The organism is Nocardioides sp. Root140 (genome assembly GCF_001426745.1).
Classification (GTDB): domain Bacteria; phylum Actinomycetota; class Actinomycetes; order Propionibacteriales; family Nocardioidaceae; genus Nocardioides.
On sequence record NZ_LMFI01000001.1, the window covers coordinates 1,259,874 to 1,272,865 of the forward strand.

Here is a 12,992-nt window from a genome sequence, read left to right on the forward strand (position 1 = left end):
GCGACGAACCCCGCCCCGGTCAGGTGACGGGGCGGGGTTCGTGTCTGAGCGGTTGGCGTCAGCCGCGAGCCTTGCGGATCGCAGCCTGGTCCTTCTTCGACGCGGCCACGTAGGTCTTGAAGCCGGTGCCGGCCTTGAAGGCGGGCACGTTGGTCTTCTTGATCTTGATGGTCTCGCCGGTCTGCGGGTTGCGGGCCTCGCGGGCCGCGCGCTCACGCTTCTCGAAGGAGCCGAAGCCCGGGATCTGCACGCGGTCGCCCTCGGCAACGGCGTCGCTGATGGTGTTCACGACTGCATTGAGGCCCTGTTCGGCCTCCTTGCGGGTCCAGCCGGTCTGCTCGACGATCGCGTCCACCAGTTCACGCTTGTTCAATTTCTCCACCATTTCGGGTCTTGGGGATGTCCGTACACCCCGAAACTAACGACAGGGCCCCAAGAAATCGGCGCAGGACACCCCGAAACCCCCAAGAACTGGGGGTTTCGGGGCCATCGACCGCGGAAAGCCGGGCCTGACCTGGTCGCCGGAGCCGACCGCGCGGGAGTGCCGTCACCGGATGTCCATGCCCTAGGGTGTTCCCGATTCCGGGAGGTTCGATGAAGCGCACGCTGATGCACCCGACGCGCATCGTTCCTCTGGCGTTCCTGATGGCCATCGTGGTCGGCACGCTGCTGCTCTCCCTGCCGGCGGCGACGCCCGGTCCGAACCGCCCTCCCGTGCTGACCGCTGCCTTCACCAGTGTCTCCGCGGTCTGCGTCACCGGGCTCACCACTGTCGACACCGCGACCTACTGGTCGCCGTTCGGGCAGGTCGTGGTGCTGAGCCTGATCCAGGTCGGCGGCTTCGGCATCATGACCCTGGCCACCCTGCTCGGCCTGCTGGTCAGTGGCCGCCTGCGGCTCAGCTCCTCGTTGATCGCGCAGGCGGAGACGCACACGATGAACATCGGGGAGGTGCGCCACGTCGTACGCCGGGTGGCGATCACGATGCTGTCCTTCGAGGCCGTGTTCGCGCTCATCCTGGCCGGCCGTTTCCGGGCCAACTACGACGACACATGGGGCACGGCGCTGTGGCACGGCCTGTTCCACTCGGTCTCCGCGTTCAACAACGCCGGCTTCGCGCTCTACAGCGACAACCTGATCGGCTTCGTCTCCGATGCGTGGATCGCTTTCCCGATCTGCGTCGCGATCATCGTCGGCGGCCTCGGTTTCCCGGTGCTCTTCGAGCTCCGGCGCAAGTGGCGACGACCGCGCATGTGGACGGTGCACACCCGACTGACCGTCTACGGATCCGTGTTCCTCCTCGTGGTCGGGACCCTGGCCTTCCTCGCCCTCGAGTGGACCAACCAGGGCACTCTGGGCGGGCTGTCACCGTGGGGCAAGGTCGTCGGCGGCGTCACCGGCGGTGTCGTGCCCCGCACGGCTGGCTTCAACAGCGTCGACTACGGGGCCATCACGCCCGAGACGATGGCGGTCAACTACCTGCTGATGTTCATCGGCGGGGGCTCGGCCGGCACGGCGGGTGGCATCAAGGTCACCACGTTCTTCCTCCTCGCGTTCGCGATCTTCGCCGAGATCCGCGGCGAGCGGGACACCACCGTCGCCCACCGCAGCGTCAGTCACTCCACCATCCGCCAGGCCCTCACCGTCGTGCTGCTCGCCATCGCGGCGATCGCCACGGGGACCATGGTGATCCTGATGGCGACGGACTACGCGCTCGACGTCGTGCTCTTCGAGTCGATCTCTGCCTTCGCCACGGTCGGCCTGTCCACCGGCATCACGCCCGACCTTCCGCCCGTCGCTGAGGTGACCCTGATGGTGCTCATGTACGTCGGCCGCGTCGGCACGATCACCGTCGCCTCCGCACTGGCCTTCAGACGCGGACACCGCCACTACCAACTGCCCGAGGAGAGACCCGTCGTTGGCTAAGTTCAAGAAGGAAGAGCCCATGTCGATCATCGTGATCGGCCTGGGACGTTTCGGCACCGCTGTCGCGACCTCGTTGGTCCGGTTGGGTCGCGAGGTGCTCGCCGTCGACGAACGTGACGACCTCGTGCAGCGGTGGTCCGACGAGCTCACCCACGTCGTCCAGGCCGACAGCACCGACGAACAGGCCCTGCGCCAGCTCGGGGTCGGTGAGTTCGACCGCGCGGTGGTCGCCATCGGCACCGACATCGAGGCCAGTGTGCTCACCGTGCTGGCTCTCGCCGAGGCCGGCGTCCCGGACATCTGGGCCAAGGCGATCACCCGCAAGCACGGCAAGATCCTGCAGCGCGTCGGGGCACACCACGTGGTCTATCCCGAGTTCTCGATGGGGGAGCGGGTGGCCCACATGCTCACCGGCGGAATGATGGACTACATCGAGTTCGACGACGACTTCTCCATCGCCCGCGCCCCTGCCCCGCCGGAGACGTGGGACAAGACCCTGGCCGAGTCGTCCCCGCGGACCCGTCACGGCGTGACCATCGTCGGTGTGAAGCGCCTGGGCGAGGACTTCACGTATGCCCGCCCGGAGACGAGGGTGGCCCGACACGACCAGTTGATCGTGTCGGGTCCCACCGCCAAGGTGGAGAAGTTCTGCACGCTGCGCTGAGGGCGTCGGCTCAGTGCACGTACTTGAGGCCGACCACGCAGCCGATGAGGCCGGCGACCAGCAGCACCTTGGCCAGCGACACCGGTTCGGCGCCGGTGGCCATCGCCCACGCCACGGTCAGCGTGGCGCCGATGCCTACCCACACGGCGTACGACGTGCCGACCGGCAGCTCACGCATCGCCCAGGCCAGGCCCCCCATGCTGAGCACGAGCGCCACCACGAACGTGGCCGTGGGCACGGGACGGGTGAAGCCCTCGGACTTGTCGAGCGCGGTCGCCCAGACCGCTTCGAGGACACCGGAGACAATGAGCACGAGCCAGGACATGACGTTCTCCTCAGGCGCCGTCTTGTCGCACACCGGGTACGGCACACCTCGTCCGGGAGCCACGTCGGGCTCTTCGCTGATCGTCTCAAAGGTGCTGCGCGGGGGCAACTCGAGCGGTGCACGAAGGGCGATGCGAGACTGGGCACGTGCCCGCCACCGTCGCCGCCGTCCACCTCAGTGACACGCACGCCTTCAGCAAGGACCCGACCGACCGGATCAGGCTGATCGAAGGCCAGGGCGTGGAGGGTGACGCGCACTGCGGTGTCACCGTGCAGCACCGGTCCCGGGTGGCGGTCGACCCTTCGCAACCCAACCTGCGGCAGGTTCACCTGATCCATGCGGAACTGCTCGACGAGCTGTCGGCGTCCGGCTTCGACATCGCACCGGGGCAGCTGGGCGAGAACGTCACCACCACCGGACTCGACCTGCTGTCGTTGCCCGTCGGCACCCGGCTCGAGGTGGGCGGCGCGGTGGTCATCGTCACCGGGCTGCGCAACCCGTGCCAGCAGATCAACACCTTCCGCGACGGTCTGCTCAAGCAGGTCGTGCGCACCGGCGAGGACGGCGCGGTCGAACGGCGCGCCGGTGTCATGGGCGTGGTCGCGCGCGGGGGAGACGTCGGCCCGGGTGACCCGATCGAGGTCACGCTGCCTCCGCAACCGCACCTTCCGTTGACCCGGGTCTGATCACCGGTTAGTCCGTGCGGAGCGGCTGCCGCCGGCTCGTCGTACGGGCGCGGTTGCCTCAGGCGGCGGAGTAGGCGCCGACCGTGCCGGGCAGCGGCTGCGGAACACACGCACAGCTGTCTGAGCACGACAGGTAGGTGTGGACTGCGTGGCCGCAGCCGGGGCACGGCAGGTCGTGCGAGAGGTGTGCCGAGTGGTTGTCCACGGTGTCCCACATGATGGTGCTCCTTCCTGCGGTGTCGTAGGTCAAGGTGTGTCCGGTTTGCCTGCTGATACCCACTTTGACCCCGACCACCGACAAGATTCATCGAATTCCCACTGAATGGGCCGTTCGAAGGGGGAGAACTACCCGATCGGGTGACCCCCACATGGCAGGGTTCGACCATGCGAGGAGCAGTCACGGTGCACATGAAGGCAGCACCCGAGAAGGTCTGGGGTCTGGTCAGCGACGTCACGAGGATCGGCGAGTTCAGCCCGGAGACGTTCGAGGCCGAGTGGACCGACGGTGCCACCGGCCCCGAGGTCGGCGCCCAATTCCGTGGCCACGTGAAGCGCAACGGCGTCGGGCCGGTCTACTGGACGAACTGCAAGGTCATCACCTGCGAGCCGGGGAGTGACTTCGGCTTCGCGGTGTACGCCGCCGGGCAGCGGGCCAACACCTGGCGCTACCAGTTGCGGGAACGCGACGGCGGCACCGACGTCACCGAGTCCTACGAGCTCGGGACCCATCCCGCGTTGCGCCTCTACGGACTCGTACTCGGCCCGTTGCGCGGGCGCACCAACCTGCGGGGCATGCGGCAGACGCTCGAGCGCATCAAGGCGGTCGTCGAGGTCGGGAGCTGACGCGGTCCGTCGAGCGGGGAGGGCGCGAGCCTCGGCCACCGGGAATTGCAGGGCGAACGGACCATTCAACATGCAGTTCGCTGTTCCGGATGCTGTTTGACGCTCACGGCTCGCCGGTTCGGCATGAACTGCATGTTCGATGGTCCGCCTGTGCTCGATCGTCAGCCGCAGGTTCAGGCGCCGAGTGCGGCCACGCCCTGCTCGCGGCTCAGGATCGAGCGTGCTCGGGAAGGCCGGTCGGGAAGCCGTCGATGCTGAGCAGGTTCTTCTGCTGCTGGTAGACGTCGATGCCGTCGTCGCCCTTCTTGCGGGCCCAGTTGTCCATCAGGTCGCGTTGTCCCTGGAGCTCCATCAGCGGCACGCCGTAGCCGCACGAGGTCTGCACCAGGTCGATGTCGAGGACGAAGATGTTGCGGGCGCCGAGCATCGGCGGGAAGAGCGACTGGAGGTCGTCCCAGTCCGCGTCGTCGGGGTGCACGGCCCTGGCGTCGCCGTACAACCGCAGGATCAGCGGCTCGCGCACGAACGAGCAGAACATGATCGTCATCCGCGGGGTGTCGAGCAGGTGGGCCGCGGTCTCGTTCCCGCTGCCGGTGCCGTTGAGCCACACGACGCGCGTGGGGGAGAGGACCCGCAAGGAGTCGACGCCCTTCGGCGAGACGTTGACCCGGCCGTCGCGGGCGGCGGTGGCCACGAAGTACATGGACTGCTCGGCGATGAAGTCGCTCAGTCGGTCGGTCAGCTCCGGGAACTGCTTGGCCATTGATCCTCCAGGTCGGCTCGTCCCGCCATCTTCACGCCGACCCTGCGGCTCCGCAAATCCTTTCGGCTGCGCGGGCTCACCATGGCAGGATCCCGTGGATGGACTCGATCAGAACGGCCGTTCCTGCGGACGCACCCGCACTGGCGGAGCTGCACCTCGAGGTCTGGGACGACGGGTACGCCGGCCTGGTCCCGCAGTCGGTCCTCGACGCGCGGCGAGCCGAGCCGTCGTCGAAGCGGATCGCGCGTTGGGAGACCAGGCTCGAGAACTCGCCGACGTGGGTGGCCGAGGACGAGCAGGGGCTCGTCGGGTTCGCCAGCTGTGGACCGGGTCGCGACGACAGCGACCTCCTGGAGCTGATGGCGCTCTACGTGCGGGCCCGCGTCTACGGGACCGGTGTGGGGCATCGGCTGCTCTCGGCATCCGTCGGCGAACGGCCGGCGTACCTCTGGGTGCTCGACGGCAACACCCGGGCGATCACGTTCTATGAACGGCAGGGCTTCCGGTTCGACGGGCAGGTCCAGGACTGCGACGAGGGACCCGAACGGCGCATGGTGCGCCGCTGATCCCACCCGCACGGATCAGCGCCCCAACCAGCGCTCACGGCAGGGCAGCGCGTACGGCGAGCGCGATCTCGTCGCGACGGGAGTGCGGCAGCCACTGGGTCTGGTCCGGGCTCAGGTAGCTGAACACCTTCGGCCCCATCGCCGTGGCGGGCTGGTCGGGCATGCGCGGCACGAGGTGCAGGTGCAGGTGTGAGAAGCCCTCGGCCTCGGAGAACTGCATCAGGTAGGTCTTCACGCACCCGGTGACCTGCTCGAGCGCGATGCCCAGCCGGCGTACCAGTCCGCCCAGCTCGTCGGCAGCCTCGGCCGACAGCTCCGTGAACGAGGTGAGGTGCCGGGTCGGCAGCAGCACCAGCCACCCGGGCATGGTCGAGTTGAACGCATGGACCACCCGCCAGTGCTGCGTGTGCAGCAGGTCCTCCCGCGGCGGCCGGGACACCGCGCCCTGCAGCTCGCAGGGGAAGCATCCGGGCTGCAGGGCGTCGTGGGTCATCGGAGCAGGCTAGCCGCGTCGCGGAAGAGGACGGGGAACGTCCGCAACCGTCCGTAGCGTGTCGGGCATGCCCATCGCACAGTTCCCGTCCTTCGTCCTCGACTGCCCCGACGCCGCCGTCCTGGCCTCGTTCTACGCCGCGATCCTCGAGTGGGAGGTGAAGGAGCAGGACGGCTGGTTCGACATCCGCGCCGACAACGGCAACTGCATCTCGTTCCAGCAGGTCGACGACTACCGGGCGCCGACGTGGCCGACCCAGGAGGTCCCGCAACAGATGCACCTGGACGTCGTCGTCGCCGACCTCGACGTGGCCGAGGATGCCGTGGTCGAGCTCGGCGCCACCCGTCACGAGCACCAACCCGGCACCACGTTCCGGGTCATGCTCGATCCGGCCGGGCACCCGTTCTGTCTCTGCCTGAGTTGAGCAGCGGTGAAACCTACGGTTCGGTAACCTTGGTCTGATCCACCGGATCTCCCCGCGGTGGCAGGCAAAGGAGAGCGGCGTGGCCGAGACCATCGCCCATGCGGACGACGTGTCGCCCGACGACGACACCGTGGCCACCGGACGACCCCTGCGACCGCGGGACGACCCCTTCCACGACGCGCCGCCGAACCTCGGCGCCCTCGCCGACGGCACCGTGATCCGCAGTCGGCGAGTGCGCCTGGGATTCCTCGGGCTGGTGCCGCAACGAGGGCTCACCGCCTGGCAGCTCGCGCACCGCAGCAACGATCTCGACGGGAAGGCCGAGGTCGCCGTGACCACCGTTCTCGTGCCGCGCGGCTACGACCCGACCCGGCCGCAGCGGGTGATCGCCTACCAGTGCGCGATCGACGCCATCTCCGACAAGTGCTTCCCGTCCTATGCCCTGCGCCAGGGCGCACGGTCCTGGGGTGCCCTGCCGCAGTTCGAGCTGCTGTTGATCTCCGGACTGCTCGACCGCGGCTTCGTCGTGTCGCTCTCGGACCACGAGGGCCGCGGCGGGCACTTCGCGGCGCCGCGGGAGCCCGGCCACCGGGTGCTCGACGGCATCCGCGCCGTGCTCCGCTTCGAGCCGCTCGGGCTCGCCCACGACACACCCGTCGGCATCTTCGGCTACTCGGGCGGCGGGATGGCCTCTGCGTGGGCGGCCGAGCTTGCGCCGTCGTACGCACCGGAGCTGCGGGTGGTCGGCGCCGTGCTCGGGTCGCCGGTCGGTGACCCGGGGGAGGCCTTCATCAAGCTCAACACGGGCCTCAACGCAGGGCTGCCTGCGCTGGTCGTCTCGGGGCTGCGCCATGTCTATCCGGGGTTGGCCCGGGTGATCCGGCAGCACGCCAGCGCCGGCGGCCAGAGGCGCCTCGACGCCCTCGGCGAGATGACCACGGTCAGTGCCGTGCTGCGCTACGCGTTCGACGACTTCGACGACTATCTGGATGCTCCGCTGGCCGATGTGCTGGCCCTGCCCGAGGTGCTCGCGCTCTTCGACGACCTGCGCCTCGGCAAGAACGTCCCGGCCTGCCCGCTTCTGGTGGTGCAGGCCGTGCACGACCAGGTCATCGACAAGGCCGAGGTCGACGCCCAGGTGGCCAAGTACGTCGACGGCGGCGCCGACGTTCGCTACCTCAGTGACCGGCTCAGTGAGCACATCAGCCTGATGGTGCTGGCGATGCCGACGATGCTGGGCTGGCTGGAGGATCGCTTCGAGGGCGCTGAGGTGCCCACCGGCAGCGACACCACCTTCTCCGTGGCCCTGTCGCCGCGTGCGTGGATCGGCTACGCGCGCATGCTGGCGTCGGCTGCCAGGGCCACCGTCGGCCGCGCCGGCTGAATCGTGTCGGCTGGCCGGGTCTCCGTGCCCGTGGCACGATCGTGGGTGTGACCAGCACACCGGCCAACGACGATCGGCTGCGTGACCTCGCCCTGCTGCGGCGGGTCCGCGACCGGATGGACCGTGAGTACGCCCAGCCGCTCGACGTCGAGGCACTCGCCCGTGGGGTGCACATGTCGTCCGGCCACCTGAGCCGCCAGTTCAAGCAGGCGTACGGCGAGTCGCCGTACTCCTACCTGATGACGCGACGCATCGAGCGTGCGATGGCGTTGCTGCGCCGCGGCGACCTGAGCGTCACGGAGGTCTGCTTCGAGGTGGGTTGCTCGTCGCTCGGCACGTTCAGCACCCGTTTCACCGAGCTGGTCGGTGTGCCCCCGAGTGTCTATCGGCAGCGCGCCCCGGAAGCCCATCCGACCACCGGCATCCCTTCCTGTGTGGAGAAACAGGTCACCCGGCCGGTGCGCGAGCGATCAATCAGGAATGAAGAAGCGCCCACGTCCTGAGCGCCGCTAGCGTGAGCGCCATGAACCTCACCATCCACGCCAGCTTCCTTCCGCACACCGACCCGGACGCGTCGATCGCGTTCTACCGCGACGCACTCGGCTTCGAGGTCCGCATGGACGTCGGCGAGGGCACGATGCGCTGGGTGACCATCGGCTCGCCCGATCAGCCCGACACCAACATCGTGCTGACTCCTCTCGGCGTCGACCCGGGCGTCACGGAGGACGAGACGCGCATGATCAACGAGATGATGGCCAAGGGCACCTACGCCACCATCGTCCTGACCACGCCCGACCTCGACGGCGTCTTCGACCGGGTGCAGGCGACCGGCGCCGAGGTGATCCAGGAGCCGATCGACCAGCCGTACGGCGTCCGCGACTGCGCGTTCCGCGACCCGGCCGGCAACCACGTGCGGATCAACGATCAGGGGGAGCTGCCTCGGTAGGGTCGCGAACGTGCAGACGCAGACCCACGACCTCGAGTTCACTCCGACCGAGGTGCGAAAGCGGTTCGTCCGCTGGGACCGCGGTGAGGCAGACCGCGAGTGGGGCTGCCTGAGCGTGCTGGCAGAGCACGCGCCCGGTGTGGCCCCACGTCCGTTGCGTCGCGAGACCGGTTCCGATGGCGCCCCGGTGGTGGTCATGGAGCGGCTTGCGGGGGAGCCGCTGGGGGGCCGACCGCTCACTGCGGAGCAGACCGCGTCACTCGGTCGAGCGCTGCGTCGGATGTACGACGTCCCGAGCTCGGCCGTGGAAGCAGCCGGCATCGGCGAGCGCTTCTACGGTCCGTCTTCCCAGGTAGCCACGATGACCGAATGGCTGGGCGAGACCTACGACCTGGCCAAGTGCCAGGAGCCCGACCTGGTGCAGCTGGCGGTCGATGCTGCGACGGAGTGGTTGGCCGCGGAGTCACTGCCCGCGCCGCACCTCGGCTCTCTCGGCATTGCCGACCTGAACCCGGCCAACGTCATGTGGGACGGCCACACGTGTCGGCTGATCGACTTCGAGGACGGTGGCCTCAGCGACCCGGCGTACGAACTCGCCGACCACGTGGAGCACATCGCCGGCCGACTCGCCGGGGTCTTCGACGCCGACGCGCTGGTCGAGGCGGTCGGGTTGTCGGCGGGGGAGCGGGAGCGGTTCCACGCCTACCGTCCCCTGTGGGCGACGTTCTGGCTGGCCATGCTGCTGCCCGGCAACGGCGGGTTCCACCGCAACCCGCCGGGCACCACGGAGGTGCAGGCGTCCCACCTGCTCTCGTTGCTTGCGGATCCGGTCTGACGATGTCGGTCCTGTTGCCAGAACCCACGGCAAGGCTCACGTTCGGGCGCATGGGTCCCGAGGACCTCGACGACCTGGCCGCCCTGATGGCCTCGCCCGAGGTCATGGCGTTCTTCCCCCGGACACGCTCTCGCGCGGAGGCCGCCGAATGGATCGAGTGGAACCAGCAGGGCTACGCCAGGGACGGCCTCGGACTGTGGGTGCTGCACGACGCGAACGGCACCTTCGTCGGGCAGTGCGGCCTGTCCTGGCAGTGGATCGACGGTGCCGAGCACCTCGAGGTCGGCTATCACCTCATGCCCGAGCACCAGGGCCGCGGGCTCGCGACGGAGGCCGCACTGGCCAGCCGCGACTTCGCACGCATCCGGGGGATCACTCGCCTGATCGCAATCATCCACCGGGACAACCTCGCCTCACAGCGAGTTGCCGGGAAGATCGGGCTGGCGCTCGAGAGTGAGGGCCCCAGCGCGCTCGGCGTACCGACGCGGATCTACGCCACCACGCTCTGACACATGCATAGGCGCGGGTGCATGGCCACGCACCCGCTCTGGAACCCCTTCGAGACTCCGTCGATGGAAGAGATCGAAGCCGCACGGGTCTCCATCGGCGCCTGGACACCGCAGTCCGTCGAGGTCGTCGCGCCGGATCCGTCGTGGCCCGCGGCGTACGACGTCGCACGTGGTCAGATCGTTGCCGCGCTGGGGGAGCGGGTGCTCTCGATCGAGCACGTGGGTTCGACCTCCGTGCCCGGTCTGTGGGCCAAGCCGATGATCGACGTCGACCTGACGGTTGCCGACTCCGGCGACGAGGCCGCGTGGTTGCCCGACCTCGAGGCCGCGGGTTTCACGCTGCGTGTGCGAGAGCCCGAGTGGGAGGAGCATCGTTGCCTTCGCGGCGAGGAGCCGGCGGTCACGCTCCACATCTTCTCGCCGGGTGCGCGCGAGCCTCGACGACACAGGCTGTTCCGTGACTGGCTGCGCACCCACGCAGAGGATCGCGACGAGTACGCCGCGGTGAAGCGTGAGGTGGCGGCCAGAGGATTCGCCGACGTGATGCGCTACAACAACGCGAAGGGGGCGTTCATCTACGACCTCTACGAGAAGGTCTTCGCCGGCGACCCTTCGCACGATCATGATCCGCACCCGCGACCGCCGACCGTGCTGGTGATCGGCCTGGACCCGTATCGCGTCCTCGGGCCGTGGGATCCCGAACCAGTGGCGACCGCCATCGAGGCTGCGACCGTGACCCTCGCCGAGCGTGGCTACGACGCGACGAACTGCCTGGTCGGACTGGACGGCAGTGACGACATCCCCGCAGTGGTGGCCACGGCGCTGCAGTCGCGTCCGTGGGACTGCGTCCTCGTCGGGGGCGGCATCCGCAAGCAAGCGGACTTGCTCGAGGTCTTCGAGGAGATCGTCAATCTCGTACGTCGCCACGCCCCGCACGCCGCCATCGCCTTCAACAGCACGCCCGAGAGCATCGTCGAGGCCGTGGACCGCGCAGTTCGTTGAGGGCCACACGAGGGAGCGGCTCGTGGAGTGACCTAGCGTGTCTCTCGAGCGCACATGCCCACAGAAGGAGTTCGCCATGGCCAGGGCCGAGAACGTCATCGTCACCGACAACCGCGAGGCACACCACTACGAGGCCCACGTGGACGGCGTACTCGCCGGATTCGTCGACTACCAGGTGGCGAACGAGCTCGTCGTACTCACCCACACCGAGGTCGATGAGGCGTTCGAAGGGCAGGGGATAGGCAGCGCGTTGGCCCGTGCCGCTCTGGACGACGTACGCGAGCGCGGCAGCCAGGCCTTGGTGATCTGTCCGTTCATCACCGGATGGATCGGCAATCACCGCGACTACGCCGACGTCCTCTACGGCGCACCCAAGAGCAAGGTCACCGACTGAGCGTCGGGCGCCGACTCACACCAGCCAGGCGGCATAGAAGATGCCGAGCCCAGCGGCGACGAAGACTCCAGCGACGATCCAGAAGCGGACCACCACGGTGACCTCTTCCCAGCCGAGGTGCTCGAAGTGGTGGTGGATGGGTGAGATGCGGAAGATGCGGCGCCCCGTGCCGGTGAGACGACGGGTGAGCTTGAAGTAGCTCATCTGCAGGATCACCGACAACGTCTCGAGCACGAAGAGTCCGGCGATGACGGCCATCAGGAGCTCGGTGCGCGACATGATCGCCAGCCCGGCCAGGGCGCCACCTATGGCAAGGGAGCCGACGTCGCCCATGATGATGCGCGCGGGCTTGGCGTTCCACCACAAGAAGCCGATGCAGGCCGCGGAGATGGCGGCGGAGAACACCGCGAGGTCGAGTGGGTCACGCACCTGGTAGCACTGTGACTCCACCACCGTGGGGCGCGCGGAACCGCAGAGCTGGTTGCTCTGCCAGACGTTCACGAGTGTGTAGGCGCCGAAGACCATCGCCGACGTGCCGGCGAGCAGGCCGTCGGCGCCATCGGTGAGGTTGGCGCCGTTGGAGGTGGCGGTGACGATGAACCAGATCAGCAACAAGGTCACGACCAAGGGCAGCTTGACTCCCCAGTCGTGGGTGGTCGAGAGGTGCTGCGACGCCGGCCGGACACCGCGCTCGTCGGCGAAGAGGCTCGTGGCGAGGACACCGAAGACCAGCGCGACCAGCGTCTGACCGGCCATCTTGGCCCGGCTGCTCAGGCCCTGGTTGTGCTGGGTGTAGACCTTGATGAAGTCATCGAGAAAGCCCACCACACCACAGCCGAGGAACAGCAGCAGCAGGAGCCAGGCGCTGGCACTCGGCCAGTTGCCGGTGAGGATCGTGGCGACCAGATAGGCCGCCGTGGCGCTCAACAGGATCACGAGGCCGCCCATCGTCGGCGTACCGCGCTTGACGTGATGCGTCGTCGGCCCGTCGACCCTGATCGGTTGGCCGAACCCGCGCCGGGTGAACCAGCCGATGGCGAGCCAGGTGCCCAGCAGCGAGCAGACCATCGCCAGTCCACCGCTCAGGAGCAGTGCCCGCATGAAGTCCAGCCTCTCGTCCGATGATCGGTCCCTGCGATGGGCGAGGGAGTCGTCGAGCCGCCCATTGTGCGCATGGTGGCGCGAAAAGTCGGTCGAGGCTCACCGACGAGCGCCCGATTGGCTCAGCGGCG

The 12,992-nt window shown here is 68.5% G+C and carries 19 protein-coding genes and 1 riboswitch; of the genes, 13 read left to right on the plus strand and 6 right to left on the minus strand.

The window, feature by feature from the left end; genetic code table 11:
• Positions 1-58: 58 nt before the first annotated feature.
• Positions 59-385, minus strand: coding sequence for an HU family DNA-binding protein (locus ASD30_RS06160; RefSeq protein WP_162250919.1), 327 nt, complete (start codon positions 383-385; stop codon positions 59-61).
• Positions 386-594: 209 nt separating this feature from the next.
• Between ASD30_RS06160 and ASD30_RS06165 the strand changes: the two genes are divergently transcribed.
• Together ASD30_RS06165 and ASD30_RS06170 are read left to right on the plus strand one after the other, a co-directional pair.
• Entirely contained in the window at positions 595-1,926 is a 1,332-nt protein-coding gene (locus ASD30_RS06165; RefSeq protein WP_056678247.1) for a TrkH family potassium uptake protein, read from the plus strand.
• A 19-nt stretch (positions 1,927-1,945) separates the two neighbouring features.
• Entirely contained in the window at positions 1,946-2,590 is a 645-nt protein-coding gene (locus ASD30_RS06170) for a potassium channel family protein (protein ID WP_056678251.1), read from the plus strand.
• Positions 2,591-2,600: 10 nt separating this feature from the next.
• On the opposite strand, the gene ASD30_RS06175 is transcribed toward ASD30_RS06170, so the two are convergent.
• Complete coding sequence (locus tag ASD30_RS06175) at positions 2,601-2,915, minus strand: DMT family transporter (protein WP_056679416.1); 315 nt, start codon at positions 2,913-2,915, stop codon at positions 2,601-2,603.
• An 11-nt stretch (positions 2,916-2,926) separates the two neighbouring features.
• A riboswitch (guanidine-III (ykkC-III) riboswitch) is annotated at positions 2,927-2,990 on the minus strand.
• Positions 2,991-3,061: 71 nt separating this feature from the next.
• On the opposite strand from ASD30_RS06175, the gene ASD30_RS06180 reads away from it, so the two are divergent.
• Positions 3,062-3,601: an MOSC domain-containing protein gene (locus tag ASD30_RS06180; protein ID WP_056678256.1), complete on the plus strand. Its 540-nt coding sequence runs from the start codon at positions 3,062-3,064 to the stop codon at positions 3,599-3,601.
• A 58-nt stretch (positions 3,602-3,659) separates the two neighbouring features.
• Here ASD30_RS06180 and ASD30_RS27075 read toward each other — a convergent pair whose 3' ends face one another.
• A complete protein-coding gene (locus tag ASD30_RS27075) occupies positions 3,660-3,818 on the minus strand; it encodes a hypothetical protein (protein ID WP_200950022.1) in 159 nt (52 codons plus the stop codon).
• 167 nt (positions 3,819-3,985) lie between these two features.
• Between ASD30_RS27075 and ASD30_RS06185 the strand changes: the two genes are divergently transcribed.
• The gene (locus tag ASD30_RS06185; RefSeq protein ID WP_056678258.1) at positions 3,986-4,444 is read left to right on the plus strand and encodes an SRPBCC family protein; all 459 of its coding nucleotides are present in this window, start codon (positions 3,986-3,988) and stop codon (positions 4,442-4,444) included.
• 208 nt (positions 4,445-4,652) lie between these two features.
• Here ASD30_RS06185 and ASD30_RS06190 read toward each other — a convergent pair whose 3' ends face one another.
• Positions 4,653-5,207 (minus strand): pyridoxamine 5'-phosphate oxidase family protein, encoded by a 555-nt coding sequence (locus ASD30_RS06190; protein ID WP_056678261.1) that lies wholly within the window; start codon positions 5,205-5,207, stop codon positions 4,653-4,655.
• A 98-nt stretch (positions 5,208-5,305) separates the two neighbouring features.
• On the opposite strand from ASD30_RS06190, the gene ASD30_RS06195 reads away from it, so the two are divergent.
• On the plus strand, positions 5,306-5,773 hold the full coding sequence (locus tag ASD30_RS06195) for a GNAT family N-acetyltransferase (protein WP_056678265.1): 468 nt from the start codon (positions 5,306-5,308) through the stop codon (positions 5,771-5,773).
• 34 nt (positions 5,774-5,807) lie between these two features.
• On the opposite strand, the gene ASD30_RS06200 is transcribed toward ASD30_RS06195, so the two are convergent.
• The gene (locus tag ASD30_RS06200) at positions 5,808-6,266 is read right to left on the minus strand and encodes an HIT family protein (RefSeq protein ID WP_056678268.1); all 459 of its coding nucleotides are present in this window, start codon (positions 6,264-6,266) and stop codon (positions 5,808-5,810) included.
• 67 nt (positions 6,267-6,333) lie between these two features.
• Between ASD30_RS06200 and ASD30_RS06205 the strand changes: the two genes are divergently transcribed.
• The 8 genes from ASD30_RS06205 (at position 6,334) to ASD30_RS06240 (ending at position 11,760) form a co-directional block, all read left to right on the plus strand.
• Positions 6,334-6,690 (plus strand): VOC family protein, encoded by a 357-nt coding sequence (locus tag ASD30_RS06205; RefSeq protein ID WP_056678271.1) that lies wholly within the window; start codon positions 6,334-6,336, stop codon positions 6,688-6,690.
• A 79-nt stretch (positions 6,691-6,769) separates the two neighbouring features.
• Positions 6,770-8,074 (plus strand): lipase family protein, encoded by a 1,305-nt coding sequence (locus ASD30_RS06210; RefSeq protein ID WP_082563576.1) that lies wholly within the window; start codon positions 6,770-6,772, stop codon positions 8,072-8,074.
• 116 nt (positions 8,075-8,190) lie between these two features.
• Positions 8,191-8,577 carry a helix-turn-helix transcriptional regulator gene (locus tag ASD30_RS06215; RefSeq protein ID WP_235530119.1) on the plus strand — a complete coding sequence of 129 codons (387 nt, stop codon included), beginning with the start codon at positions 8,191-8,193 and terminating at the stop codon, positions 8,575-8,577.
• A gap of 20 nt (positions 8,578-8,597) precedes the next feature.
• Positions 8,598-9,020: a VOC family protein gene (locus tag ASD30_RS06220; RefSeq protein ID WP_056678276.1), complete on the plus strand. Its 423-nt coding sequence runs from the start codon at positions 8,598-8,600 to the stop codon at positions 9,018-9,020.
• A 10-nt stretch (positions 9,021-9,030) separates the two neighbouring features.
• Entirely contained in the window at positions 9,031-9,855 is an 825-nt protein-coding gene (locus ASD30_RS06225) for a phosphotransferase family protein (protein WP_056678278.1), read from the plus strand.
• A gap of 2 nt (positions 9,856-9,857) precedes the next feature.
• Entirely contained in the window at positions 9,858-10,364 is a 507-nt protein-coding gene (locus ASD30_RS06230; protein WP_056678282.1) for a GNAT family N-acetyltransferase, read from the plus strand.
• 63 nt (positions 10,365-10,427) lie between these two features.
• Complete coding sequence (locus tag ASD30_RS06235; RefSeq protein WP_235532516.1) at positions 10,428-11,366, plus strand: GrpB family protein; 939 nt, start codon at positions 10,428-10,430, stop codon at positions 11,364-11,366.
• 76 nt (positions 11,367-11,442) lie between these two features.
• The gene (locus ASD30_RS06240) at positions 11,443-11,760 is read left to right on the plus strand and encodes a GNAT family N-acetyltransferase (RefSeq protein ID WP_056678288.1); all 318 of its coding nucleotides are present in this window, start codon (positions 11,443-11,445) and stop codon (positions 11,758-11,760) included.
• Positions 11,761-11,775: 15 nt separating this feature from the next.
• Here the strand turns inward: ASD30_RS06240 and mraY are convergent, their stop codons facing one another.
• Entirely contained in the window at positions 11,776-12,861 is a 1,086-nt protein-coding gene (mraY, locus tag ASD30_RS06245) for a phospho-N-acetylmuramoyl-pentapeptide-transferase (RefSeq protein WP_056678291.1), read from the minus strand.
• Positions 12,862-12,992: the final 131 nt, after the last annotated feature.

Bases quoted from the DNA above. Each gene is read 5' to 3' on its own strand.
- ASD30_RS06215 (WP_235530119.1), top strand. From the start codon at position 8,191: ATGGACCGTGAGTACGCCCAGCCGCTCGACGTCGAGGCACTCGCCCGT.
- ASD30_RS06230 (WP_056678282.1), top strand. From the start codon at position 9,858: ATGTCGGTCCTGTTGCCAGAACCCACGGCAAGGCTCACGTTCGGGCGC.
- ASD30_RS06165 (WP_056678247.1), top strand. From the start codon at position 595: ATGAAGCGCACGCTGATGCACCCGACGCGCATCGTTCCTCTGGCGTTC.
- mraY (WP_056678291.1), bottom strand. From the start codon at position 12,861: ATGCGGGCACTGCTCCTGAGCGGTGGACTGGCGATGGTCTGCTCGCTG.
- ASD30_RS27075 (WP_200950022.1), bottom strand. From the start codon at position 3,818: ATGTGGGACACCGTGGACAACCACTCGGCACACCTCTCGCACGACCTG.
- ASD30_RS06240 (WP_056678288.1), top strand. From the start codon at position 11,443: ATGGCCAGGGCCGAGAACGTCATCGTCACCGACAACCGCGAGGCACAC.
- ASD30_RS06205 (WP_056678271.1), top strand. From the start codon at position 6,334: ATGCCCATCGCACAGTTCCCGTCCTTCGTCCTCGACTGCCCCGACGCC.
- ASD30_RS06160 (WP_162250919.1), bottom strand. From the start codon at position 385: ATGGTGGAGAAATTGAACAAGCGTGAACTGGTGGACGCGATCGTCGAG.
- ASD30_RS06170 (WP_056678251.1), top strand. From the start codon at position 1,946: ATGTCGATCATCGTGATCGGCCTGGGACGTTTCGGCACCGCTGTCGCG.
- ASD30_RS06220 (WP_056678276.1), top strand. From the start codon at position 8,598: ATGAACCTCACCATCCACGCCAGCTTCCTTCCGCACACCGACCCGGAC.
- ASD30_RS06195 (WP_056678265.1), top strand. From the start codon at position 5,306: ATGGACTCGATCAGAACGGCCGTTCCTGCGGACGCACCCGCACTGGCG.
- ASD30_RS06185 (WP_056678258.1), top strand. From the start codon at position 3,986: ATGCGAGGAGCAGTCACGGTGCACATGAAGGCAGCACCCGAGAAGGTC.
- ASD30_RS06175 (WP_056679416.1), bottom strand. From the start codon at position 2,915: ATGTCCTGGCTCGTGCTCATTGTCTCCGGTGTCCTCGAAGCGGTCTGG.
- ASD30_RS06200 (WP_056678268.1), bottom strand. From the start codon at position 6,266: ATGACCCACGACGCCCTGCAGCCCGGATGCTTCCCCTGCGAGCTGCAG.
- ASD30_RS06190 (WP_056678261.1), bottom strand. From the start codon at position 5,207: ATGGCCAAGCAGTTCCCGGAGCTGACCGACCGACTGAGCGACTTCATC.
- ASD30_RS06235 (WP_235532516.1), top strand. From the start codon at position 10,428: ATGGAAGAGATCGAAGCCGCACGGGTCTCCATCGGCGCCTGGACACCG.